At 61.9% G+C, this 21,422-nt stretch carries 17 protein-coding genes and 1 riboswitch; of the genes, 10 read left to right on the top strand and 7 right to left on the bottom strand.

Annotated elements, in window-relative coordinates; genetic code table 11:
- Positions 1 to 48 precede the first annotated feature (48 nt).
- The 5 genes from arnT (at position 49) to GWQ31_RS11835 (ending at position 4,127) form a co-directional block, all read left to right on the top strand.
- Entirely contained in the window at positions 49 to 1,692 is a 1,644-nt protein-coding gene (gene arnT, locus GWQ31_RS11815) for a lipid IV(A) 4-amino-4-deoxy-L-arabinosyltransferase (RefSeq protein ID WP_275909426.1), read from the top strand.
- Positions 1,692 to 2,036 (top strand): EamA family transporter, encoded by a 345-nt coding sequence (locus tag GWQ31_RS11820; RefSeq protein WP_275909474.1) that lies wholly within the window; start codon positions 1,692 to 1,694, stop codon positions 2,034 to 2,036. The genes arnT and GWQ31_RS11820 overlap by 1 nt, the downstream gene beginning before the upstream one ends.
- Positions 2,033 to 2,479: a 4-amino-4-deoxy-L-arabinose-phosphoundecaprenol flippase subunit ArnF gene (gene arnF / locus GWQ31_RS11825; protein WP_275909427.1), complete on the top strand. Its 447-nt coding sequence runs from the start codon at positions 2,033 to 2,035 to the stop codon at positions 2,477 to 2,479. Before GWQ31_RS11820 ends, arnF begins: the two co-directional genes overlap by 4 nt.
- Before the next feature lie 229 nt (positions 2,480 to 2,708).
- Positions 2,709 to 3,578 carry a phosphoribulokinase gene (locus tag GWQ31_RS11830; RefSeq protein ID WP_005311770.1) on the top strand — a complete coding sequence of 290 codons (870 nt, stop codon included), beginning with the start codon at positions 2,709 to 2,711 and terminating at the stop codon, positions 3,576 to 3,578.
- Between the two features lie 15 nt (positions 3,579 to 3,593).
- Positions 3,594 to 4,127 carry a DUF4136 domain-containing protein gene (locus GWQ31_RS11835; protein ID WP_265462394.1) on the top strand — a complete coding sequence of 178 codons (534 nt, stop codon included), beginning with the start codon at positions 3,594 to 3,596 and terminating at the stop codon, positions 4,125 to 4,127.
- A 67-nt stretch (positions 4,128 to 4,194) separates the two neighbouring features.
- Here GWQ31_RS11835 and GWQ31_RS11840 read toward each other — a convergent pair whose 3' ends face one another.
- Both GWQ31_RS11840 and GWQ31_RS11845 read right to left on the bottom strand, forming a co-directional pair.
- Complete coding sequence (locus GWQ31_RS11840; protein ID WP_021138330.1) at positions 4,195 to 4,491, bottom strand: MliC family protein; 297 nt, start codon at positions 4,489 to 4,491, stop codon at positions 4,195 to 4,197.
- 48 nt (positions 4,492 to 4,539) lie between these two features.
- Positions 4,540 to 4,944, bottom strand: a complete 405-nt coding sequence (locus tag GWQ31_RS11845; RefSeq protein ID WP_005311765.1) for an OsmC family protein — start codon at positions 4,942 to 4,944, stop codon at positions 4,540 to 4,542.
- 309 nt (positions 4,945 to 5,253) lie between these two features.
- Here GWQ31_RS11845 and crp point away from each other — a divergent pair, with 309 nt between their 5' ends.
- Both crp and GWQ31_RS11855 read left to right on the top strand, forming a co-directional pair.
- The gene (crp, locus tag GWQ31_RS11850) at positions 5,254 to 5,892 is read left to right on the top strand and encodes a cAMP-activated global transcriptional regulator CRP (protein ID WP_005311762.1); all 639 of its coding nucleotides are present in this window, start codon (positions 5,254 to 5,256) and stop codon (positions 5,890 to 5,892) included.
- A gap of 122 nt (positions 5,893 to 6,014) precedes the next feature.
- A complete protein-coding gene (locus tag GWQ31_RS11855; RefSeq protein ID WP_275909428.1) occupies positions 6,015 to 6,815 on the top strand; it encodes a putative RNA methyltransferase in 801 nt (266 codons plus the stop codon).
- A gap of 61 nt (positions 6,816 to 6,876) precedes the next feature.
- Here GWQ31_RS11855 and GWQ31_RS11860 read toward each other — a convergent pair whose 3' ends face one another.
- From GWQ31_RS11860 to GWQ31_RS11875, 4 genes are all read right to left on the bottom strand, one after another.
- The gene (locus GWQ31_RS11860; protein WP_275909429.1) at positions 6,877 to 8,799 is read right to left on the bottom strand and encodes a glycoside hydrolase family 19 protein; all 1,923 of its coding nucleotides are present in this window, start codon (positions 8,797 to 8,799) and stop codon (positions 6,877 to 6,879) included.
- Between the two features lie 76 nt (positions 8,800 to 8,875).
- On the bottom strand, positions 8,876 to 11,251 hold the full coding sequence (locus GWQ31_RS11865) for a M66 family metalloprotease (RefSeq protein ID WP_275909430.1): 2,376 nt from the start codon (positions 11,249 to 11,251) through the stop codon (positions 8,876 to 8,878).
- A gap of 88 nt (positions 11,252 to 11,339) precedes the next feature.
- The gene (locus tag GWQ31_RS11870) at positions 11,340 to 13,952 is read right to left on the bottom strand and encodes a glycosyl hydrolase family 18 protein (protein WP_275909431.1); all 2,613 of its coding nucleotides are present in this window, start codon (positions 13,950 to 13,952) and stop codon (positions 11,340 to 11,342) included.
- Positions 13,953 to 14,063: 111 nt separating this feature from the next.
- Positions 14,064 to 14,151, bottom strand: a riboswitch (cyclic di-GMP riboswitch).
- Positions 14,152 to 14,324: 173 nt separating this feature from the next.
- Entirely contained in the window at positions 14,325 to 17,825 is a 3,501-nt protein-coding gene (locus GWQ31_RS11875) for a PAS domain-containing hybrid sensor histidine kinase/response regulator (protein WP_275909432.1), read from the bottom strand.
- A 222-nt stretch (positions 17,826 to 18,047) separates the two neighbouring features.
- Between GWQ31_RS11875 and GWQ31_RS11880 the strand changes: the two genes are divergently transcribed.
- From GWQ31_RS11880 to GWQ31_RS11890, 3 genes are read left to right on the top strand one after another with little or no spacing between them, the layout of a single operon-like run.
- On the top strand, positions 18,048 to 18,668 hold the full coding sequence (locus tag GWQ31_RS11880) for a DUF2975 domain-containing protein (RefSeq protein ID WP_265453129.1): 621 nt from the start codon (positions 18,048 to 18,050) through the stop codon (positions 18,666 to 18,668).
- Between the two features lie 7 nt (positions 18,669 to 18,675).
- Complete coding sequence (locus GWQ31_RS11885; protein WP_042035054.1) at positions 18,676 to 18,885, top strand: helix-turn-helix transcriptional regulator; 210 nt, start codon at positions 18,676 to 18,678, stop codon at positions 18,883 to 18,885.
- 17 nt (positions 18,886 to 18,902) lie between these two features.
- A complete protein-coding gene (locus tag GWQ31_RS11890; protein WP_275909433.1) occupies positions 18,903 to 20,111 on the top strand; it encodes a hypothetical protein in 1,209 nt (402 codons plus the stop codon).
- 102 nt (positions 20,112 to 20,213) lie between these two features.
- On the opposite strand, the gene GWQ31_RS11895 is transcribed toward GWQ31_RS11890, so the two are convergent.
- Positions 20,214 to 21,353 carry a 3-phenylpropionate MFS transporter gene (locus GWQ31_RS11895; RefSeq protein WP_275909434.1) on the bottom strand — a complete coding sequence of 380 codons (1,140 nt, stop codon included), beginning with the start codon at positions 21,351 to 21,353 and terminating at the stop codon, positions 20,214 to 20,216.
- Positions 21,354 to 21,422: the final 69 nt, after the last annotated feature.

Consider the following 21,422-nt stretch of genomic DNA (forward strand, 5'->3'; position numbering starts at 1 on the left):
CGTCATGATGCGCCATTGCGCTCACCACATAATGCTACAGAGGATGTCATGAAGTTGACCAAGTGGGCCCTGCCCCTGTTCTTTCTCTTGTTTTACCTGCTGCCCCTCGACCAGCGGCCGCTTTGGAGCCCCGACGAGAACCGTTACGCCGAGATAAGCCGGGAGATGGTGAGCACGGGGGATTGGGTCGTGCCCCACTTCCTGGGCTTGCGCTACTTCGAGAAGCCCATCGCCGGCTACTGGTTCAACAGCATCAGCCAGCAGCTGTTCGGTGACACCAACTTCGCCGTGCGCTTCGCCTCGGCCGCCGCCACAGGCCTGAGCGCCCTGCTGATCTTCTGGTTCGCGCTGCAGCTTTGGCAGTGCCGGCGCAAGGCCTTCCTGGCCAGCCTCATCTATCTGTCGCTGTTGATCGTCTACGGCATAGGTACCTACAGCGTGCTCGATGCCATGGTCACCCTCTGGCTCAACGCGGCCATGGTCAGCTTCTACATCATCCGCAAGGAGGGATCGCTGCGCAGCCGGATCGGCGGCTATCTGCTGTTCGGCCTGGCCTGCGGCATGGGCTTTCTCACCAAGGGCTTCATCGCCCTGGCGGTGCCCGTCATCGTCATAGTGCCCTACGTCCTCTATCAGCGCCGCCTGCTCGAGCTGGTGCGCTTCGGGCCGCTGGCCATCCTGAGCGCGGTCCTGCTGACCGCCCCCTGGGCCATCGCCGTGCACCTGCGCGAGCCCGACTACTGGCACTACTTCTTCTGGGTCGAACACATACAGCGCTTCGCGGCGGATAACGCCCAGCACAAGGCGCCTTTCTGGTACTACCTACCCATGGGGCTGCTCGGCACCCTGCCCTGGCTGGGCCTGCTGCCCGGCGCACTGCGCAAGGGCTGGCAGGATCGCAAGATAAGTCCTGAGACCCTCTATCTGCTGGCCTGGGTCATCTTGCCGTTCCTCTTCTTCAGCGTTGCCAAGGGCAAGCTGCTCACCTACATTCTGCCCTGCTTCGCCCCGCTGGCCATGCTGATGGCCGCCAGCGCCGTCGACCTGCTCAAGGAAGGTAAAGAGCGAGCTTTCAGGGTCAATGCCTGGCTGAACGGCCTGTTCGGCCTCATTTGCCTGGCGGTGCTCGCCGTGCTGGCCTTCTCCCCCAGCCACGCCGTCTACGGCGAAGAGGATCATGGGGCGCTGGCGGTGGCCATGGTCATCTTTGCCGGCTGGGCTCTGCTCGGTTTCATCCAGTTGAAGGATGTCAGCCGCCGCTGGATCCTGAGCGCGCTCTGCCCCATGGTGCTGGCCATAGGCCTGCCCTGGGCGCTGCCGCAATCCTTGATCGATTCCAAGCTGCCGGAGCGCTTCATCGAGGCCAACCAGGCCGTGCTGATGCAGTCCAGCACCCTGCTGGCCAACGATGTGGGGCTGGCGTCCTCCCTCGCCTGGGAAACCCGGCGCAGCGAAATAACGCTATTCGACAGCAAGGGCGAGGTGCATTACGGTCTCGGCTACCCGGATGCCGAGGGGCGCTACGTGGCACGCGCCGACTTCCCTGCTTTGCTGGCAGAGGCGCGTAAAAAAGGTCAGGTGGCCCTGTTGATGAAGACGGATCGGGACGGCAACACGGGCCCCGTGCCCCCCGCCGACGAGACGATAGTGAGTCATCGGCTGACCCTGCTGATCTATCACGGGGCCCAATGATGGACATACTGCTGCTGCTGCTGGTGTGCCTGCTGACCTGCGGCGGCCAGATGCTGCAAAAGCAGGCTGTCATCAGCTGGCAGCGTCAACCCTGCAGCCACTGGCAGAAGCTGCTGTCGCCTTGGCTCATCGCCAGCGTGGCGGCCCTCGGCAGCGGTATGCTGCTCTGGATCTACCTGCTGCAACGGCTGCCGCTGAGCATGGCCTACCCCATGCTCAGCATCAACCTGGTGCTGGTGCTGATTGGCTCGCGGCTGTTCTTTCACGAGCAGATCAGCTACCACAACTGGCTGGGGGCCGGCGCCATCATCATTGGCGCCCTCTTGCTGGGAGGCTTGCTATGAGAGGTGACAATACCGGGGCTGGCAAAGCACCTACGGTGACGGGGAGGCCGGCGATCAAGGGCTATCTCTATGTGCTGGGCAGCATACTGCTGGTGACCCTCGCCCAGCTCGCCATGAAATGGGGAGTCATGCAGTTGCCAGCCTGGCAGGCCAGCCTCGATATCATGCTGGCTCACCCGGTGCCGCTGCTGGTCATCACAGCCGGAGTGGGCTGCTATGCCCTGTCGCTGCTCTGCTGGTTGGCGGCGCTGCACTTCACCCCGCTCAATATCGCCTACCCCCTGCTCAGCACCAGCTATGCGCTGGTCTACCTGCTGGCGGTCACCATACCGAGCTTTGCCGAACCGCTGGAGCCGGGCAAGGCGGTGGGAGTGATCTTCATCCTGCTGGGGGCCGTGCTGGTAGGGATAAAACCGGTGGGCAGGAAGCGCAACGCCCATTAACTCATCACGGTTTGGCTCGCTATCCTCACCGTGCAAGGGCTGCTTCGTCAGCCCTTTTCTTATGATGCGGATCCCTCTGCTCACCCGGCTCATCTCCCCTTCGTCGCTGCGCGTCAGGGAACAAGTGTCACGCCAGTGAACCAGTCGGGCGGCGGTACTGACAAGCGGCGTACTTGACCGCACTCGGAACATGCCTTTATAACGGAACTCCCAAGGAAGAGAGAATTCTATGTCGGCCAAGCATCCCATCATTGCAGTCACCGGTTCGTCCGGTGCCGGCACCTCCACCTCCACCAACGCCTTTCGCTCCATGTTTCATCAGCTTGGTTACAAAGCGGCCGTGGTGGAAGGGGACAGTTTTCATCGCTACACCCGACCGGAAATGGACGTGGCGATCCGCAAGGCGCGCGAGCAGGGGCGCCACATCAGCTATTTCGGCCCCGAGGCCAACGACTTCGCGCTGCTGGAGTCCTTCTTCCAGGAGTACGGCCAGAACGGCAGCGGCCAGTATCGGCGCTATCTGCACAGCTTCGACGAGGCGGTCCCTTTCAATCAGATGCCGGGTACCTTCACCCCCTGGCAAAATCTGCCGAGCGAGACCGATCTGCTGTTTTACGAGGGGCTGCACGGCGGCGTGGTCACAGATGACCACAATGTGGCGCGTCACGTGGACTTTCTCATCGGCGTGGTGCCCATCGTCAACCTGGAGTGGATCCAGAAGCTCATCCGCGATACCTCGGAGCGAGGTCACTCGCGCGAAGCGGTCACCGACTCCATAGTCCGCTCCATGGATGATTACATCAACTTCATCACACCGCAGTTTTCCCGCACCCATATCAACTTCCAGCGGGTGCCGACCGTGGATACCTCCAACCCCTTCAGTGCCAAGGTGATCCCGAGTCTGGACGAGAGTATGCTGGTGATCCGGTTTCGTGGCATCAAGCAGGTGGACTTCCCTTACCTGTTGTCGATGATCGATGGCTCCTTCATCTCACGGATGAACACTATCGTGGTTCCGGGTGGCAAGATGGGCTTCGCGATGGAGCTGATCCTGCGCCCGCTGATCCAGCAACTGCTCGAAACCGGCAAGATCACTTAAGCCAAGGAGCTCATGATGCGGTTAGCGTTTATCTCTGTGGTATTGGCCGCCCTGCTGGGCGGTTGCAGCAGCGGCCCGGCCGCTCCGACCCTGGAGTCGGGCACCATGGTGGTGCGACCGGCTGCGAGCTGGCCGTTTGGTGCGACGCCGCGCTACGCGCTGGCCGAGCAGTTCCAGTATGCGGGTGAGAGTGCCGAGGGCTGGCTGGTGCCGGTTCAGCAGGCGGTCAATCAGGAGCTGGGCAGCAAGGGCTGGCAGAGCGTGCCCCTCGATGAAGCGGATCTCTGGGTCGCCATCGGTGTTGCTGGCAGCAAGGACTTGAGCGATGGCGAGATCTTCGCCCGCCTCGGCATGACCCCCGGGCTGCAAGCCCAAGTGGGGGCACGCAAGGGCACCCTGGCCATAGTCCTGCTCGACCGGCGTACCCAGCAGGCGGTGTGGAGCAGTGCCATCCAGCTCGCCAGTGACGTTGCCATCCCCGACGAGTCACGCCGCCAGCTGAGCCAGCAACTGGCTGGCCAGATGCTGGACTCCCTGCCCGCCCGCTAGCACGGGTCTTTTCCCCTTGAAACAAAACGGCCTGCGAGAGCAGGCCGTTGTGATCACACCATGACGATTACTTGCGCTGACAGGTCAGCAGGGTCACATCTTTCTGACTGAGGATGGCCTGTTTCTCCTGATTCCAGAAGGTGGTGACACCATCGGAATACTTGGCGCCAGACTCCGCTTCTACCCGGCCCAGCTTGTGATACACACCGGCGTACGGGAACTGCACCATGTCGGCCTGAGCATCATAGGTAATGGCCAACAGCTCTTCCCCGCACTGGTACTGGCTGTACTGGTACTGGGTCGGCTGGGGCATGCTGCAGGCCGCCAGCCCCAGCAGGGGAAGTAACACTATCAAGTTTTTCATTGCACTTTCCTTATGTCATGGCGTTATCGACGGGACAAATCACAGCTATCAGGCTTCAAGAATTTGATAACTATGGGTAATTTCTACCGCTTTTTCCAACATCAGGGAGACGGAACAATACTTTTCCATCGACAGATCCACCGCACGGGCCACCTGCTTCTCGGCCAGCCCCTTGCCGGTGACCACAAAGTTGAGGTGGATCTTCTCGAACACCCGCGGTACCGACTCCACCCGCTGCCCTTCCAGTTCCACATGGCAGGCGGTCACGGATTGACGTGCCTTCTCCAAAATGGAGACAACGTCGATCGAGCTGCAGCCGCCCACCGCCAGCAGAATCATCTCCATCGGGCTGGCACCTTCGCCGGGGTTGGCGCCGTCCAGGGTCACCTGATGACCGGACTCACTCTCGCCGACAAACTTCATGCCTTCCACCCAGCTGACCTTGGCTTTCATCTCACATTTCCTCTTAATGACGACATATCTGACTGACATAGCATACCCCAGACGGCGCCCAATCGGCATATGTGAGCCATTTTCGCGAACTTCGGTGCTAACTAGATCAAAATCAACATCTGATGCCCCCAAGTTCCCTAAAATGGCGCAGATAGCGCAGCAGGCATCAAGGGGATCTGGCAAAAGCCCTCAAAGCCTTGTCAGCACAGACAAAGGCTCTTATCCTACTGCGACTAATACAAGGAATGGCAAGGTTGGCAGCTTGCCCGGACGCACGAGTCCATAAAAAGACACTACAGAGGAATTCTCATGGTCATTGGCAAACCGCAAAGCGATCCCACCCTGGAATGGTTCTTGTCGCACTGCCACATTCATAAGTATCCCGCCAAGAGCACCCTGATCCATGCGGGTGAGAAAGCGGAGACCCTCTACTACATCGTCAAGGGCACTGTGGCCGTCTTGATCAAGGACGATGAAGGCAAGGAGATGATCCTCTCCTATCTGAACCAGGGCGACTTCCTGGGCGAGATGGGCATGTTCGAGGAGAGCGAGAATCCAGAGCGTTCCGCCTGGGTGCGCGCCAAAGGCTCCTGTGAAGTAGCCGAGATCTCTTACAAGAAGTTCCGTCAGCTGATCCAGGTCAACCCGGACATACTGATGCGTCTCTCCGGCCAGATGGCGACCCGACTGCAGCACACCAGTCAGAAAGTCGGCAACCTGGCCTTCCTGGACGTGACAGGCCGGATCGCCCAGACCCTGCTCAATCTGGCCAAACAGCCGGACGCCATGACCCACCCGGATGGCATGCAGATCAAGATCACCCGTCAGGAGATTGGCCAGATCGTCGGCTGCTCCCGTGAAACCGTTGGCCGGATCCTCAAGATGCTCGAAGAGCAGGAGCTGATCTCAGCCCACGGCAAGACCATAGTGGTGTTTGGTACCCGCTGACAGGGTTCCCTGACGGCTCAGCACAGAGCCGTTGGATAAAAAAGGCTGCCACGGCAGCCTTTTCTGATCGTCTCCCCTATAATCGCGAACGCCCTTCCCCAGCCTCAATCAAGCGAGTGTGTATGCATCTTCAATGTCCCGTTTGCCGCAGCCCCCTGCATCTTCACGAAGCATCCCGCGGGGTCTATTGCGACAACAAGCACCATTTCGATCCGGCCCCGGAAGGGTATCTGGATCTCATTCCCGGCAAAAAGAATCCCAAGGACAGCGACAGCCGCGCCCTGATGCGCGCCAAGCGCCACTTCCTGGAACAGGGCCATCAGGCGCCGCTGGTAGACGCCATGGCGGCCTTGCTCGCCCCCCTCGGTGCCCATGAACTGATCCACCTCGGCTGCGGCGAAGGTTACTACTGCCGTGCCCTGGCCGAGCGCCTGCCCAAATGGCAATTTGGCGGATTCGATCTGGCCAAAAACGCCATCTTCGCCGCCAACAAGGTACAGCCTGAAGCTCAGTTCATCATCGCCGATCCGGCTCGTGCCCCGCTGCAACCGGGCACGGCCCAGGTGCTGCTGGTCAATGATCTCAAGGTCAAGACAGAGCTGCTGGTCAGCTGGCTGGCACCGGGTGGTTACCTGCTTTACCTGCAGCCAGGCCCGCGCCACCAGTGGCAGCTGAGAGTCAGCCTCAACCCTGTCAGCATGGAACACCCCCTCAGCTGGCCAGCCCTCGGCGGCCTCAACCCCGTGGGTCAGGAGCGTTGCCAGTTCACCATGACCATGGATCAGAGCCTGCGCAGCTTCATTCTGGAAACCAGCCGACTCGGCTGGCGTGCCAGCGCGGAGCAGCGTCACGCCTTTACCCAGCAGGGACCGGATGAACTGGAGCAGGATCTACTGCTGAGCCTGTGGCAAAAGCCGCTCTGATTGCGCTCATTCCCATGAAAAAAGGCCCTGACGGGCCTTTTTTATTGAACGAATACAGACGTCACAGCTTGATCCAGGCATCCCCCCAGGCCGTGCCCTTGCCAGGCTCATAGGCCCAGGCCGCGCCCGCACACCAACCGGTATAGGGGTGGGGCTTGCACTGGTAGTTGCCCCCCAGATTGCTTACCTTGTCCCCCGCCTTGTAGGCCATCCCTGCTTTGTAAGGGGGGTTGCCATCCGGTGGCGTGGTGCCGCCACTGCCCTTGATCAGGATCTCGTGGGTCGCACTGCGACTGAGCCCCTTCTCGTCGGTCACCTTGAGCACGAAACCGTAGCGGGTGTCGCTGACCGGCGTGGCAGGCAGGGTGGCGCTCAGGGTGGACTGGGTCAGATCCGAGGCGCTGGCCCCGGCGGGCAGGGTCCAGGCATAGCCGAGCGGTTTGCCTTCCGGATCGCTCGAACCCTGGCCGGAGAGCAGCACTGTCGCACCGCCCAGCGCCTCGCTCGGGCCGCTGATATTGGCCACCGGCGGCAGGTTGGTGCCACCGCCGTTGTCCTCGATCACCACCTCGGGGAAGAAGTGCTGCACGCACTGACTGTAGTCCCGCGCCTTGAACGCGCTAAAGCGGGTCTGGTAACCCACCAGCTTGCAGGCGTAGCTCTTGCCGCCATTGGGATTGCCCGGCACATAGCTCCAGTCATTCTCCCAATAGATGGGCAGGGCACCGGCGCCCGCCTCGTCAAAGTACTTCATATTCTTGCAACCAAGCACCTCGTCTGCCGGCACAGGCACCCCCAGATACTGGGCCTGGGCCTGGTAGTAGGTGATGCGGTTCTGGGACTGGGCGTGTTCGGCCGTGCCACCGCACTCCACGCCGCCGTTGATGATCTGGGTGGTCACCCCGAAGCCCGGCACCAGACCATTCTGCCTGTCGTGGTCATTGGGCTGCCATGTGCCGTCGATCACGTGCAGCATGGAGGGCTTGGGCGGCTGCGGATAGACGAAGAAGAAGACGGCACTGGCCAGGTTGAGCCAGGTGTCCGCCACTTTTTCCGGGTTGTCCAGCAGGGTACGCACTGTGCCGAACATGGCCTCGGAGAAGGGGCCGTAGTTGTAGTTGTAAGAGAGCTGCTTGGCGCCACGACCGAAGTAGCTCTTGAACTCGCCGTTCTCGAACTTGCCGCATGGCCACTGCTGACCCTGCCACACATCCGGCCGACACTCAGCGTTGTAGCCGCCGCGCATCTGCTCGGTCCAGCCCATCTCCCGCACCCAGACCAGGCCCTGGCGCCACTCGGGCTCGGGTCGCCAACTCTCGTGACCGCCGGTCTCCTGAGCGAAGTGGGCAAACATGGTGGCCAGCGACTTGCGGCAGATGGCCTCGGCATTGCGACCGTCGCTGTAATCACCGCAAAAAGCCGGGAACTTGGCCACCGCCTGCAAAAAACCGCGATAGGTGTATTCCGGGGCCCGCAGCGGGAACAGGAAGTTGAACTGGGACTCGCTGATCACCCCCTCGACCCGCTTGACGTTGGCAGGGTTGAGCGGCAACCCGGGGGCCACCGCCTCGACCACGGCATTGTCGCGGGTCGCGATGGAGGCCTTGACTGCCGCCATGGCCGGGAAGTCGGTGAGCGCTTTCTCCTTGGCATCCAGCTCGCTCTGGCTCAGGTAGACGGGCGTGCCTTCGGTGGCACCGCTGCCCCCCTCCACCGGAGGCGTGATGCCAGCGCCGTCATCGGGCGGGGTCGCCTCGCCGTCACCCATCAGGGCCCACGGAGAGTCCCATTCATTGGCCCCTTGTACCCCCGGGCTCTGGCCCGGATTGGCGTACCACTTGGCTTCATAGATCTTGCCGTTGAAACTGACCTGGCTGCCGCCACTGTAACCCTGATTGATGTCATACAGGGCGGCGGCCCACAGCTGACCGCTCAGACAGAGTCCGGCCAGCAGGCTGGCCACAGAGGACTTTCTTATCATCATCGTTACCTCTTGCTAGATAAAAGGCGGGGCTTGGCCCCCGCCTGTGGTACCTCGCATTGCGCGAGGAAAAAGCGTCTCAGCGCGTCAACGGCATGCCGTTGACCGTGTAGCCGAGACCGGCCGGTGCCGGCGTGAGCAGAGCGTCACTCTGCACCTGATTGCGGCACAGCACGCTGGCGCTGCGCGGCTCGCTGGCAGTGGGCACGTTGACGTGGAACTTGTTCATCACGCTGGCGCTCAGGCGGTGGTTGGCCAATCTGAAACGCAGCAGCCCATCACGGGTCTCCACCTGCAATTGGCAATCCCCCGTCCCGAGCCGCTCGCTGTCATCGCCATAGGTAAAGCCATAAGCACCGTGCAAGACCGGATAGAGGTAACCGGGCAGTTGCCTCTGCGGATCGTAGTAACCGACCAGCGTCGTCACCGGCACCCCGAAGGCGTCAGGTTTACGCTCCACCGCCAGGTCCGCCAGCGGCCCCTCGTTCCAGCGTGCACCGTCCGAGGTGTAACTCTTCTTGAAGCCACGGGAGACGGTGATCTGCTGGCCGTTGATGAAGAGGGTGCTGTTGTAGCCAGCGTCGTGATCGACAGTGAAGATGCGGCCACGATTGACCGCCGAGGCCAGCGGCAGCTGGATGTTGCGGGTCCAGTTTCCATCCCACATGGCCACCTTGACCAGGTCGTACTCGGCCAGCAGGGCGGCCAGTTTTACTTCCCCCAGATCACTCACGGGTGCCGTGATCTGCTCGGAAAGGTCGACCTTGTGACGGTAGGGCTCCATTTTGGCGCGGCTCTCGTTCCACTTGCTGAAACCCGTGGCGGAACTGGCATCAAACACTGCCTTGCTCTCGAGGAAGCGCTGGATGATGGCTGCCGAGTTGGGGGTGTAGAGCGTAAAACGGTTGAAACCGGAGAGCGGTGCACCGCCAGCCATGGCATCGAGACCAAAGGTGCGGCTGTGGAACGGCGCCTGACACTGGCCATCCAGACAGGTGCTCTGGCCGCTGCGGGTTGCGAAGAAGTTGGGAATGAAGCGGTTTTTGTCGCCATCCCAGCCCCAGGTGGCATTGATCTGGTCGGCGCTGCGATGCACAGAGCCGGCAAAACCGCCCACATAGTGACCAAGGCCGTAGTTGTGACCCACCTCGTGGCTGAACTCGTTGCCAAGAGAATCGTCGAGCGTGACTATGCCGCCCCCGCCGGAGCCGCCATGTACCTTCACCCCGTTGGCGTAGTTGCCGCGACTGTTGTGGGCAGCCAGCTGGGCCACCACATAGGGGTGGCTGCTCTCCCCCTCCCCCGCCGTGCTGTTGATGCCGTAGTTGGCATTGTCGATGCCATGGGAGATGAGCTCCTTGCCGATGCGCTGGCGCATGGTGCCGTCGTGCCAGCCCCCTTCGCTCGGATCAAAGTCGGTGAGCAGGGTGCCATCCGGCAGCATCACCTCGGGCAGCGACAGGGGGGCATATTGACTCACGATGAGACGGCTGGCAGGTATGGTCTGGAAGTACTCCCGATGCGCTTCGGGATCCTTGGCAAAGGCAAACTGGTTGCGCGGTGTGGTCAGCATGCCGATGTCGATGGTGTGGATCAGCAGCTCCCCCGGTGCCCCCACCTTGAGGCCCGTCAGCTCGCCGTGGAGCTGGTTATGACTGAACCACAAGCTGAGTCCAGGTACTATCCACTTGGAGGGCAGTACCCCGCTCCAGGCATCGCTGGCGTAGGTGATGCCGTTATTTTCCAGCTCACCGTCACGGATCCACTGACCGCGCACAAATTTGAACTGCTGACTCTGACCACGGGAGAGTGTCACCTGACGGCCACTGAAAGTGACAGTCGAGTCGTAGCCGGCATTGGAAGCGAGGCGCACCATCTTGCCTTCCAGCGCCGCATCCGTCGGCAAATAAACGTTGCGCACCCAGCGCCCGTCTGCGGTCTGGATGGACACAAGCGCATGGACTCGCAACTTGCTCAGCAGGAAGGCGCCGGCCGGATCACCCAGCTTTGCCAGTTCGCTGCTGCTGTTGATGACGCTTGTGGTACCGGGGCCCGGGGTGAAATCGCCCCCCTCTTCGGGGGAACCCTCCAGGTAGTAAGCGGTTTTGGGTAGTTTAGAAGGTGGGTTGAGTCCCATTGAGCCGAGCAACTTACCCGTCCCATCATAGGCCATCACCACCATGGGAGCTGTGCTGTCGGCTTGCATCGGCCTGACCAGCAACAGGCTCTTGCGCAGAGCGGTGAGACGGGGCTGATTGTCCCCCTCACGAGGATGGGCCGGCAGGATCTGGCTCTGGGCAAACTGCACCCTGGCCGCCAAGGATCCTTGCAAGTCATTCTGTGGGGTTGTGCCGTCGAATACCAGGGCAGGGACTGCCTGAGTGGCGGCCAGCAGAGAACCGCTTGCCAGCACTGCGGTGATCAGGCTGGCAATACGGGTAGTGTGTATGGTCATCATGACGCTCGCTGTTGTTGTGGGAAAAAGAAGGGGCATGCCAAGCATGCCCCCGGTTGGTTCACAGAAAGGCTAGTTGACAAAAAAGTTAATTACAGGTGGCGGCGCCCAGGTCTTGCCAGACGTCGTGCTGGCCGGGCTCATTGCCCTTGGTCCAGTACTGGGCCTTCCACTTGCGGCCGTTATGGGTGGTCAGGTCACCGGCGTTGTAGGCCACACCGGCATCCCAGCCCAGCTGCACCTGGCTTGTCAGCTTCCACTGATCGGCGCTGCGACTCGGCTCATTGCCCTGGGTCCAGTACTTGGCCTGCCACACCAGCTGGTTGTGGCTCACCTTCTCGCCACCGTTGTAGGTGGTCGCGGCTTTCCAGGCCGGCCAGTTGGCCGCATCAGGATCCGTGGCACCACAGTCGCCTCCCCCGCTGACCGGGGTCACGGTGAGACGGGTCTTGCCCTGGGCATCCAGCACGCCGTCGGTCACTGTGACAGTGAGGTCGTAGCCGGTCGACTCGGTCACGCTGGGACCGGTAACCACCAAAGTGCTGCTGTTCTGACCACTGGCGGTCAGGCCTGCCGGCACGCTCCACTGATAGCTGAGGGTGTCACCGTTGGGATCGGTGGCGCTGGCGGTGATGCTCACCTGCTTGCCTGCCTCTACCGAGACCTTGTCCTGCACCGTCACCACAGGTGGCAGATTGGGTTGCGGCGCCTTGTTGGTCACCACTGCCTGATCCTTGGCACTGAGGTTGTGATCGTCGGTCACCGTCAGTTCGAACACCAGATTCACGTCCTGGCTGACCGCATCGACGCTCACCTTGGCCTTGGCCTGGTTGGCATCGCTCAGGGTCGCCTTGGGACCCGAGACCTGAGTCCAGCTGTAGCCGAGCACAGCGCCTTCCGGATCGCGGGAAGAAGAACCGTCCAGCACCAGCTCTGCCGGGCCGGTCACCGCGAGGTCATTGCCAGCGTTGGCAACGGGCGGCTTGTTGGTGGGCGGCGTTGTGCCTTCCCCGTTGCCCAGCCCCTCGTGCATGGCGTTGAGAATGTCACCGTTGTCGGCGTCGATTTCCCAGGCAAACAGGCCGCCGAGCTGGTTGGCCAGCACGTACTGTCCCTTGGCCTTGACCGAACGGTCGTCATCGAAGGTGATGAGCTCACCGGTGGAGGCCTTGAACACATAGGGTGCCTCGGCCACTTCGTCATAGCTGTACTGCCAGTCACCGGCCATCTTGCCCTTGGCGATGCCACGGTAGTCGATGACCCCCTTCTCCCAGATCCCTTCCGCTTCGGTGCCCGCTATGGGGCCGGTGGCGGTGCCAGTGAAGGGATTGTTGCCCTGATAACCGCTGACGCCGGTCCAGCCACGGCCATACATGGCCGCGCCAACCACTACTTTGCCCGGTTCGACGCCCTGACCCAGCAGTGCCTTCACCCCCTTGTCCGTGGTGTAGCGGGTATCGGGATCCCAGCTAGCGTCATACAAGGCGGTCTGGTGACCCAGCTCGGTGTTGGTCCAGGCGCCGTTGAAGTCGTAGCTCATCAGGAAGATGTGATTCATGTATTGCTGGGCGGCGCGGTAATCCACCTTGGCAATCTTGTCATCGCCGGCGCTGATGGCGGAGGTGAGCTCGTAGGTGCGGCCTGTCTCTGCGCTCAGCTCGTCGAGCATGGCGCGCAGCTCCTTCATCAAGAGCACATAGGTCTCGCCATCGGAGGCATTGCCCAGATCCGGGTTGGCTCCCTGGCCACCCGGGAACTCCCAGTCGATATCCACCCCGTCGAAGAATTTCCAGGTTTGCAGGTACTCTTTCACCGAGGCGACGAAGGTGTCGCGCTTGGTCTTGTCACCAAAGAAGAAGAAGGGGTCGGAGAGGGTCCAGCCACCGATGGAGGGGAGAATCTTCAGGTCCGGATAGGCCTTCTTGAGCGCCATCAGGTTGCCGAAGTTGCCCTTGTACGGCTCGTCATAGGCAGTGAGATTGCCCTGCCCCATCTGGATGGCAGCCCAGGGATCGTGGATGGAGACCTTGAAGTCCTCCCGCCCGGCACAGGAGCGTTGCAGCGCCTCGAAACTGCCGGAGATGGACTTGAGACTGTCGTTGATGCCATTGCCGCCACAGATGGGGGTAAAGCCGTAAAGAATGTGAGTCAGGTTCTGGGCCGGGACCTTGTCCACGGTGAACTTGCGGCCATAGACGCCCCACTCCACATAGTAGGCCCCCACCACCTTGCCGGATTTGTTGGCGTAAGGTTTGTTGTTCTCCTGCAACGGTGCCTTGAGCGGCACCAGATGGCTGCCATCTGTGTCGGCCACCAGAATTTCTTTCTTGTCGGAGAGAGTGCAACCATCGGCATTGCACAGGGCCACCTGCATCTGGTAGCGGCCTCCCTTGGTCACCTTGAAGTTGGCGGTGCCGGAGGCTGACGCGGCGCCGGACCACACCTCCTGGCCATCGAGCAGCACCTTGGCGGTCTGGCCGACATCACCGGACCAGAGGTTCCAGCTCACGCTGACCGGCGCACCATCGGCATGTACCTTGACCAGTTTGTTGTAGGAGGTGGCGGCTTGATCGACTTCGACGATGGCGAACTTGGTTTCGCCCCAGCCGATGGTGGGTTTGCCGGGGGCGGCAGCGAAGGCGGAGGAGGCACACAGACCCCCGACCAACAACGCCAGTACTGAGGGTTTTGGACTTAACATAGTTGAATATCCTTATTTCGTTCTTGGAATTAACAACGAAAAAGGCAACGCCAACCAGACAGGTAACGCAGACAACATCGCGCCATGGCTTGGCCCATGGACGAAACAACCTGTGGTGGCCCCGCTATCTTAGGTACTGCTGACCCTTAGACCGGAAGCTTTGCGTCCCGGACTTTCGTCCGGTTTGCCTTTTGCACAACTTGATTTGCGACAAAAAATAATCGCCGGTTGAATATAAGGAGTTAAACGAGGAAGGGCAAACCCCTGGCAGGTTATTAATAAACCACTTTTTATCGAAAAATAGCCCCAAACGAGAAGAAAGTACGCTTTGTTGTGTAAGAAAGCGCCGATCTTGACGTCTCGGGGCTGAGATTAAAAATCAGACGAATTACTTGTTTCGTGATCATCATCAAGTTTGGCAGGCCGCAATATGCTGTTCATCAGCGCACGCAACTTGAGCGGTTTGACCGGTTTGCTGATGTAGCCGTAGCCGTGTTCACGGATCTGCGCCTGCAACTCGCTCTTGCGATCCGCACTGATGATGATGCCGCCAATGTCGTTGCCATGGGCAAGGCGCAGCATGTGCAGGGCCTGCAACCCTGTCTTGCCGTCATCCAGGTGGTAATCGGAGAGCACCAGCTGCGGCAGGAAACCGCCGGCGATGAGATCCTCCGCCTGAGCCTGGCTCTGGGCACACACCACCTCGCAGCCCCAACGCCCCAGCAGGGAGTGCATGGCGATGAGAATATCGCCCTCGTTGTCGATGCAAAGCACCCGAACGCCTTCCAGTTGGCTATCCCGCAGGGCGGGTGCCGCCACTTGCGTCGTTGCGACAGGGCGGGTCGCCAGATTGAGGGTGATGGCAAACACGGATCCCGCCCCCGGCCAGCTGCGCAGGGTCAGGTTGTGGCCCAGCACCAGGGCGATGCCGCGGGCGATGGCGAGCCCCAGACCCAACCCCTGCTCCTTGGCGGTGCGGGAGTGATCGAGGCGGGAAAACTCGTCGAAAATCGCCTCCTGTTTGTCGAGCGGTATGCCGGGACCGTTGTCCCACACCTCGATGCGCACCTTGTCCCCCAGACGGCGACAACCGAGCAGCACACGGCCGCCCGGGTTGTAGCGAAACGCATTGGTGAGGAAGTTTTGCAGCACCCGTCGCAACAGACGCACGTCGCTGTACACGGCCAGCTTGCTCTCCACCACCGAGAACTGAATGCCCCCCGCCTGGGCCAGCACCCCGAATTCCGCCTTGAGGTTGTCGAACACGTCGTGCAGGGCGAAATCGAGCTTTTTGGCCTTGAACTTGCCCGCCTCGAGCCGCGAGATGTCGAGCAGATCCGTGATGAGATCCTCGGTCGCCCCCAGCGCATCGTCGATGTGACGGGCGATGCGGGCCGTCTCATCCCGGGGCGGCAGCATCTCCAGCAGGGAAGAGGTAAACAGCTTGGCGGCGTTGAGGGGTTGGGTCAGATCGTGGCTCACCGCCGCCAGGAAGCGGCTCTTGGAGTGGTTGGCCCGCTCCACCTGCTGGTTTACCAGCAACAGCTGACGGTTGAGCTCCGACAGCTCGTGGGTGCGCTCGGCCACCCGCGCCTCCAGGTGTTCGTTGGCTTCCCGCAGCACCCGTTCGGCGTCGCGAAACGGGGTGATGTCGGTAAAGGTCATGACGAAACCGCCGGCCGGCATGGGGTTGCCCTGCATCTCTATCACCCGGCCATCGGGTCGCTCCCGCGCCGAGATGTGGGGGCTGCCGCGCTGCATGAAGGCGACCCGCCGTGCCACCTGGGCCTCGATATCTCCCGGGCCGCACAGCCCCTGCTCGGCGTTGTAACGGATGATCTCCTCGATGGATCGCCCCATCTGGATGAGGCCGGGCGGGTAGTGGAACAGCTCTATGTAGCGCCGGTTCCAGGCCACCAGCTTGAGCTCTCTGTCCACCACGGAGATCCCCTGCCCCATGTGCTCTATGGCTCCCTGCAGCAGGCCGCGGTTGAAGCGAAACACGTCGGAGGCCTCGTCCACTATGGTGGCGATCTCTTCGAGCTGCATGTTGCGCCCCTGCAGGGCCGACGCCAGCACCAGCCGGGCGGACGAGGTACCGAACACCCCGGCCAGCAGCCGCTCCGTATGGGCGATAAGCTCAGCCGAGGCCTGCATCTGGGGCGCCAAAGTGCCGCCCCGCTCGCCGGCGAAGCGACCGAAGGCCCGCTTGACCCGGCTAGAACCGACGAAGCGGGCCGCCAGCATCTCCAGCTCCTTGACCGAGACCCGCGCCTGATAGAGGGCCGCCGTATCCCGGCTCGGCTTGCCGACAAAGTTGGCCGCCTGCAGCCGCTCGCTCACCGCCGCCCGCGACAGCAGGGAGCCAGCCACATAGCCGAGCAGGTTGAGCAAGAGGCTCAGGAAGATGCACCAGGCCCCCAGACTCAGATCGCGAAACGCGGGCCAGTCGGGTGGCGCCAGCAACGCCTCCAGCGGCGACCCGGCCAGCAGGCCGCTCTCCGCCAGCAGGGTCGCAAACCAGAGGCTGACCCCGAGTGCGAGGCCAAGATAGACCCCCTTGCGGTTGCCGTGCCGCCAGTAGAGGCCGAGCAGCAGGGCCGGTGCGAACTGAGCCACGGCGCCGAACGACAGATAGCCGATGCGCGACAGACTGGTGAGATCCCCAAGCCAAAGGTAGAGCCCCCAGGCCGCAAGCAGGATCAACAGGATCGCGCCCCGGCGTACCTGCAGCAGCAGTCGCACCAGCCGCTCATCCCGCCCCTGCTGCCAGAAGCGGCGCAGCAGCACAGGCAGCACCAGATCGTTGCTGACCATGATGGCCAGGGCGATGGTGGAGACGATCACCATGCCGGTGGCCGCAGAAGTACCGCCGAGAAACGCCAGCATCGCCATGCCATCGAAGCCCAGCGACATGGGCAGGCTGATCACATAGGTATCGGAGGCCATGCCGGCCCCCACCCACTGCTTGCCCGCCAGCGCCAGCGGCCAGATGAAGAGTCCCATCAGGAACAGGTAGAGCGGGAACAGCCAGCGCGCCCAGTGCAGATCCTGGCCCTGGTTGTTCTCCACCACGGTTACGTGAAACTGGCGCGGCAGGCAGATGACAGCGCACATGGCGACCAGGGTGTAGATGGCAAGCTCCAGCAGGCTGCCCGGCGTCACCGCCACCACGGCATCGAGAAAGTCGCTGGCCACCAGAGTGCGGGCCTGACTCGGCTTGCTGAGGATAAGCCAGAGTGCAAAGCCCCCCACCGCCATGAAAGCGAGCAACTTGACCACGGATTCGAAGGCGATGGCCACCACCATGCCTCTGTGGTGCTCGGTGGCGTCCAGGTGGCGGGTACCGAACAGTATGCTGAACAGGGCCAGCAGCAGGGTGACCCCCAGTGCCAGCTCGGCCGTGTTGCCGGTCGGTCCCGCTGGCACCGAGTTGGCCATCAGCAGATCCAGCCCGGTGACGATCGCTTTGAGCTGCAACACCAGATAGGGCAGCACCCCTATGATGGCAACCAGACTTATCAGCATGGCGAGACGCTGGGACTTGCCATAGCGGGCGGCGATGAAGTCGGCGATGGAGGTGATGTGCTCGCGCTTGGCCACCAGTATGAGGCGGGCCAGCAGGCGCCAGCCGAACAGAAACACCAGCATGGGACCCAGATAGATGGGCACCGGCGACCAGGGGGATTCGCTGGCCTGACCGACGGTGCCGAAGAAGGTCCAGGAGGTGCAGTAGACCGCCAGCGACAGGCTGTAGAGCAGGGGTTGCCCCTTGAGACGGCGGCGCTTGCTCTTGTCAGCCACATAGGCGATCAGAAACAGCAGCCCCAGATAGGCGAGCGACAACCCGATCAGCAGCCATCCCTGGTGCATCTGTAACCTCTTGTCCATGTTGAATATTTAAGCGCGGCAGCTGCCAGTCTAGAGAGGTGCCCGGAAAATGTCATCTCCTTCTTGCCAGTCAATCCTTATCGTTTTTCAATAAAAAACCCTTGACGCAATATCGAAAAACGATAAACATTGGCGTCGAGTTATCGATAAACAGTAAGCAAATGCCGCCTTGTGCGGCCCATGGCGTCTATCACGAGGTATAGGATGAAATACAACAAGCTCGAACGCATGAGCAGCCTGATCGAATGGATCCTGCTGTTCGCCCTGCTGGCCACCCCGATCATGACGGTGCTGGGTACCTGGTCCCATCTGCTCGGCGGCAGCGACTACCTGCAGGATCAGCTGATCAATGCGCTGGCTCTGGAGGGTGACAAGGTGCTCAACGGCGTGCCGCTGACCATGGGGGAGGCTACCGCCGTCCAACAGGCAGCCCCCACCCCCTCGCTCAGCGACTATCCGCTTGACCTGGGCACGCGCCTGCTGGCTACCCTGGTCATGCTGCTGCCGGATCTGGTGTTCATGCTGATCCTGTGGCAACTGCACCAGCTGTTTCGCGGCTATCGGCACGCCATGCTGTTCACCTTCAGCCAGATCCGCCGCTACCGGCTGATCGGCCTGCTGCTATGCGCCAGCTTCGTCACCAAGATCATCACGACCCCGCTGCTGGACACAGTGCTCACCCTGCCAGGCCCCGAGCTGCACGGCACTATCAACATAGGCTCATCGGACTTCCAGTTGCTGCTGGCCGGCTTGATTGTCTCGGCACTGGCCCTGGTGATGCGCGAGGCCAAACAGCTGGCCGACGAACAACAACTGACGGTGTGAGGATCCCATGCCCATCATAATCCGGCTCGACGCCCTGCTGGCCGAGCGCAAGATGACAGCCCGTGAACTGGCCCAGCGGGTCGACATCACAGAGGCCAACCTCTCCATCCTCAAAAACGGTCATGCCAAAGCGGTCCGCTTCTCCACCCTGGAAGCCATCTGCCGCGAGCTGGGCTGCCAGCCGGGCGACCTGCTGGGCTATGAGCAAGCGCGCTAACCCGCAGGAACGATGCCATGACCCTTCCACCCGTCATCCAGAGTCTGTTGCTGCTCCCCTTCTGGGGAGCAGCCGCCGAGGTCCCGCCCGGCCCAAGCTATCAGCTCATGGCCAACGCCAAACCCGACACCCTGCTGATCCGCTTCACCCCGGAAGGGACACAACCTTTCACTCTTCTGCCCGCCCGTACCTTGCGCGGCACACCGCAACAGGGGTTGCCTGCACTTACCTGTCTGGAGAGCGGCGTCAGGGTCAAGCCGGGCCAGCCCATCCGGTGCCGCGAGCTGAGCTGGCAGGTGACGCTCAAGCCAGTGCCGGCAACCGGGGCCGATGCCTCTGCCCAGCAGAGCCTCTACTTTCCGCAAGGCGGCTGGCTGGTCACCGAATGGGGGAATTTCCCGCGCCAGCAGGGTGCACAACCAGGCCGGGTCTGCCTGCCCGATGGCCAGTGCCACCCCATGCCCCGCATGGACGAGCCACCACTGATCCTGCCCTTCGCCCTGCCAGCGACAACCCAGTCTCGGCAGGGAGCACGTCTGCAGATCCATCACGATGGGATGGCCGGGGCGCTGAATATCGCCAGCATGCAAAAGAAGCTGGAGGCCATCATCGATTACCTCGCCTTCCAGCTCGATTCCCCGCCCCCACGCCAGCCCTGGCAACTGGTGTGGCTGGCGCGCGACATCAGTACCCACTCGCAGGGAGGCGCCGCAGGTGCCGGGGCCTTTGTCGCCAACTATCCGGTCAGCGACAACCAGCCCACCGCCGATGCCCCACTGCGCCTGCTGCGCACCAGTGCCCACGAGGCGGTGCACATGCTCGACACCCGGGCCAGACCGACCTGGGTCGCCGAAAGCCTGGCGGAGTACCTTGCCATCAAGTCGCTGCACCGCTTCCGTCTGGACACCACCACGGCCGCCGACGAGCTGGCGCAGCGCGAAGACCGTCTGCCCCATGCCAAGGCAGGCCTCTATCGGGCCAGTGATGCGGTCCAGGCGGGGGATCTCTCCTACTATCCCCTTTTCTACGTGAAAGGGAGCGCCTTCTGGGAGGCACTGGATCTGGCCCTGCAACGCCATCACCGTACCCTGTCGGCACTCTTGCCACACCTCTCCTGGCAAGAGGATGGTCGCTTCGACGCGGCCTCCAGCACCTTGCTGGCGGGCACCCTGGGTGCCGAGGTCTGGCATTCCCTGATCAGCCGCTATCTGAGCGAGCCAGCGTGAGGCGAGCGATATGCAAAAAGGGGAGCACATGCTCCCCTTCACTTTGTCTGGCACCTTCATGTTCGGCCAGGACATTTTTGGCCAAGACATTGTCGGCCAAGATCAGGCGGAGGCCACCTCGCCAGGGCGCAGCCGCAGGAAGAAAACGGGCACCACCACCAGCACCATGATGAAGAAGATGCCGCCACCGAGAGGCTCGAACAGCAGGCCAGAGAGTGTCATCAGGGCGGCCACCGTCATGCCGAGACCGAGCGCCGCGTAGAGTGCCTGGGTGGGGATCAGCTGCTCCGTCGGCAACTGACGGGTCATGAAGCGCACGGCGCCGAGATGACTGACGCAGAAGGTGACCGCATGAAGCAATTGGCCCGCCACCAGCACCAGGAGCTCGGTGGAGGCACCGAGCAGGATCCAGCGCACCACGCACCCGATCGCCCCCACCAGAAACAGAGTCTGGGCGCCGAAGCGGTTGAGGAAGCGCTTGTCGGCGGCGAACATGCCTATCTCCGCCACCACCCCCAGCGCCCACAGATAACCTATGGTGGTACCGCTGTAACCTGCCGCCTTCCAGTGCATGGCACTGAAGCCGTAGTAGGCGGCATGGCTGCCCTGCAGCAGGGCCGAGATCAACAAGAAGCGGCGTACCGAGGGGGACTTGAGGGTATCGAGCAGGGAGGCTTTCGCCCGCTCTCCCTGAATGTCGCGGGGCGCCGGATGCAGCGGCAACCAGCTGAGCAACAGCATGAGCAGCAATCCCGCCACCATGGTATGCAGCACCCAGTCGCTGCCAAAATTCCCCACCAGCGATCCCACCAGAGTAGATGCAACGATGAAAGCGAACGAGCCACACAGCCGCACCTTGCCGTAGTCGAGATGGGCCTGCACCACCATGCGGGTGGCGAGCGCCTCCCCCACCGGCATCAGGGTCGGGTAGATGAAATTCGCCACCAGGGTCAAGCCCACCAGCCACCAGAGGTTATGGCTCAGATAAAAGCCGAGGAAAGCCAGCAGACTCAGCAGACAGAGCAGCCGGGTGATGGGCAGCAGGTGCTCCGCCCCTTTGATCTGCCCCATCACCAACAGGTTGCCAGCGAAGCGGATCGCCATCCCGGCTCCCAGCAACAGACCTATCATCTCGGCGCTCACGCCAATCCCCTCCAGCCAGAGCGACCAGAACGGCAGATAGGCACCATAGACGAAGTAGAAGGCGCCAAAGAACAGGGCTAACCAGGAGAAGGCGGGCATAGATCCTCGACAGCGAGAAGAAGGGGCACAAATGATAACCGATTTGCAGGGGAGGATCCTGCGATCCCG

The organism is Aeromonas sp. 2MA4 (assembly GCF_029237305.1).
In the GTDB taxonomy this organism is placed as follows: Bacteria; Pseudomonadota; Gammaproteobacteria; order Enterobacterales; family Aeromonadaceae; genus Aeromonas; species Aeromonas salmonicida.

What these genes read in the sequence shown, in the direction of transcription:
- arnT (WP_275909426.1), top strand. Translation starts at nt 49, where the DNA reads ATGAAGTTGACCAAGTGGGCCCTGCCCCTGTTCTTTCTCTTGTTTTAC.
- GWQ31_RS11820 (WP_275909474.1), top strand. Translation starts at nt 1,692, where the DNA reads ATGGACATACTGCTGCTGCTGCTGGTGTGCCTGCTGACCTGCGGCGGC.
- arnF (WP_275909427.1), top strand. Translation starts at nt 2,033, where the DNA reads ATGAGAGGTGACAATACCGGGGCTGGCAAAGCACCTACGGTGACGGGG.
- GWQ31_RS11830 (WP_005311770.1), top strand. Translation starts at nt 2,709, where the DNA reads ATGTCGGCCAAGCATCCCATCATTGCAGTCACCGGTTCGTCCGGTGCC.
- GWQ31_RS11835 (WP_265462394.1), top strand. Translation starts at nt 3,594, where the DNA reads ATGCGGTTAGCGTTTATCTCTGTGGTATTGGCCGCCCTGCTGGGCGGT.
- GWQ31_RS11840 (WP_021138330.1), bottom strand. Translation starts at nt 4,491, where the DNA reads ATGAAAAACTTGATAGTGTTACTTCCCCTGCTGGGGCTGGCGGCCTGC.
- GWQ31_RS11845 (WP_005311765.1), bottom strand. Translation starts at nt 4,944, where the DNA reads ATGAAAGCCAAGGTCAGCTGGGTGGAAGGCATGAAGTTTGTCGGCGAG.
- crp (WP_005311762.1), top strand. Translation starts at nt 5,254, where the DNA reads ATGGTCATTGGCAAACCGCAAAGCGATCCCACCCTGGAATGGTTCTTG.
- GWQ31_RS11855 (WP_275909428.1), top strand. Translation starts at nt 6,015, where the DNA reads ATGCATCTTCAATGTCCCGTTTGCCGCAGCCCCCTGCATCTTCACGAA.
- GWQ31_RS11860 (WP_275909429.1), bottom strand. Translation starts at nt 8,799, where the DNA reads ATGATGATAAGAAAGTCCTCTGTGGCCAGCCTGCTGGCCGGACTCTGT.
- GWQ31_RS11865 (WP_275909430.1), bottom strand. Translation starts at nt 11,251, where the DNA reads ATGACCATACACACTACCCGTATTGCCAGCCTGATCACCGCAGTGCTG.
- GWQ31_RS11870 (WP_275909431.1), bottom strand. Translation starts at nt 13,952, where the DNA reads ATGTTAAGTCCAAAACCCTCAGTACTGGCGTTGTTGGTCGGGGGTCTG.
- GWQ31_RS11875 (WP_275909432.1), bottom strand. Translation starts at nt 17,825, where the DNA reads ATGCACCAGGGATGGCTGCTGATCGGGTTGTCGCTCGCCTATCTGGGG.
- GWQ31_RS11880 (WP_265453129.1), top strand. Translation starts at nt 18,048, where the DNA reads ATGAAATACAACAAGCTCGAACGCATGAGCAGCCTGATCGAATGGATC.
- GWQ31_RS11885 (WP_042035054.1), top strand. Translation starts at nt 18,676, where the DNA reads ATGCCCATCATAATCCGGCTCGACGCCCTGCTGGCCGAGCGCAAGATG.
- GWQ31_RS11890 (WP_275909433.1), top strand. Translation starts at nt 18,903, where the DNA reads ATGACCCTTCCACCCGTCATCCAGAGTCTGTTGCTGCTCCCCTTCTGG.
- GWQ31_RS11895 (WP_275909434.1), bottom strand. Translation starts at nt 21,353, where the DNA reads ATGCCCGCCTTCTCCTGGTTAGCCCTGTTCTTTGGCGCCTTCTACTTC.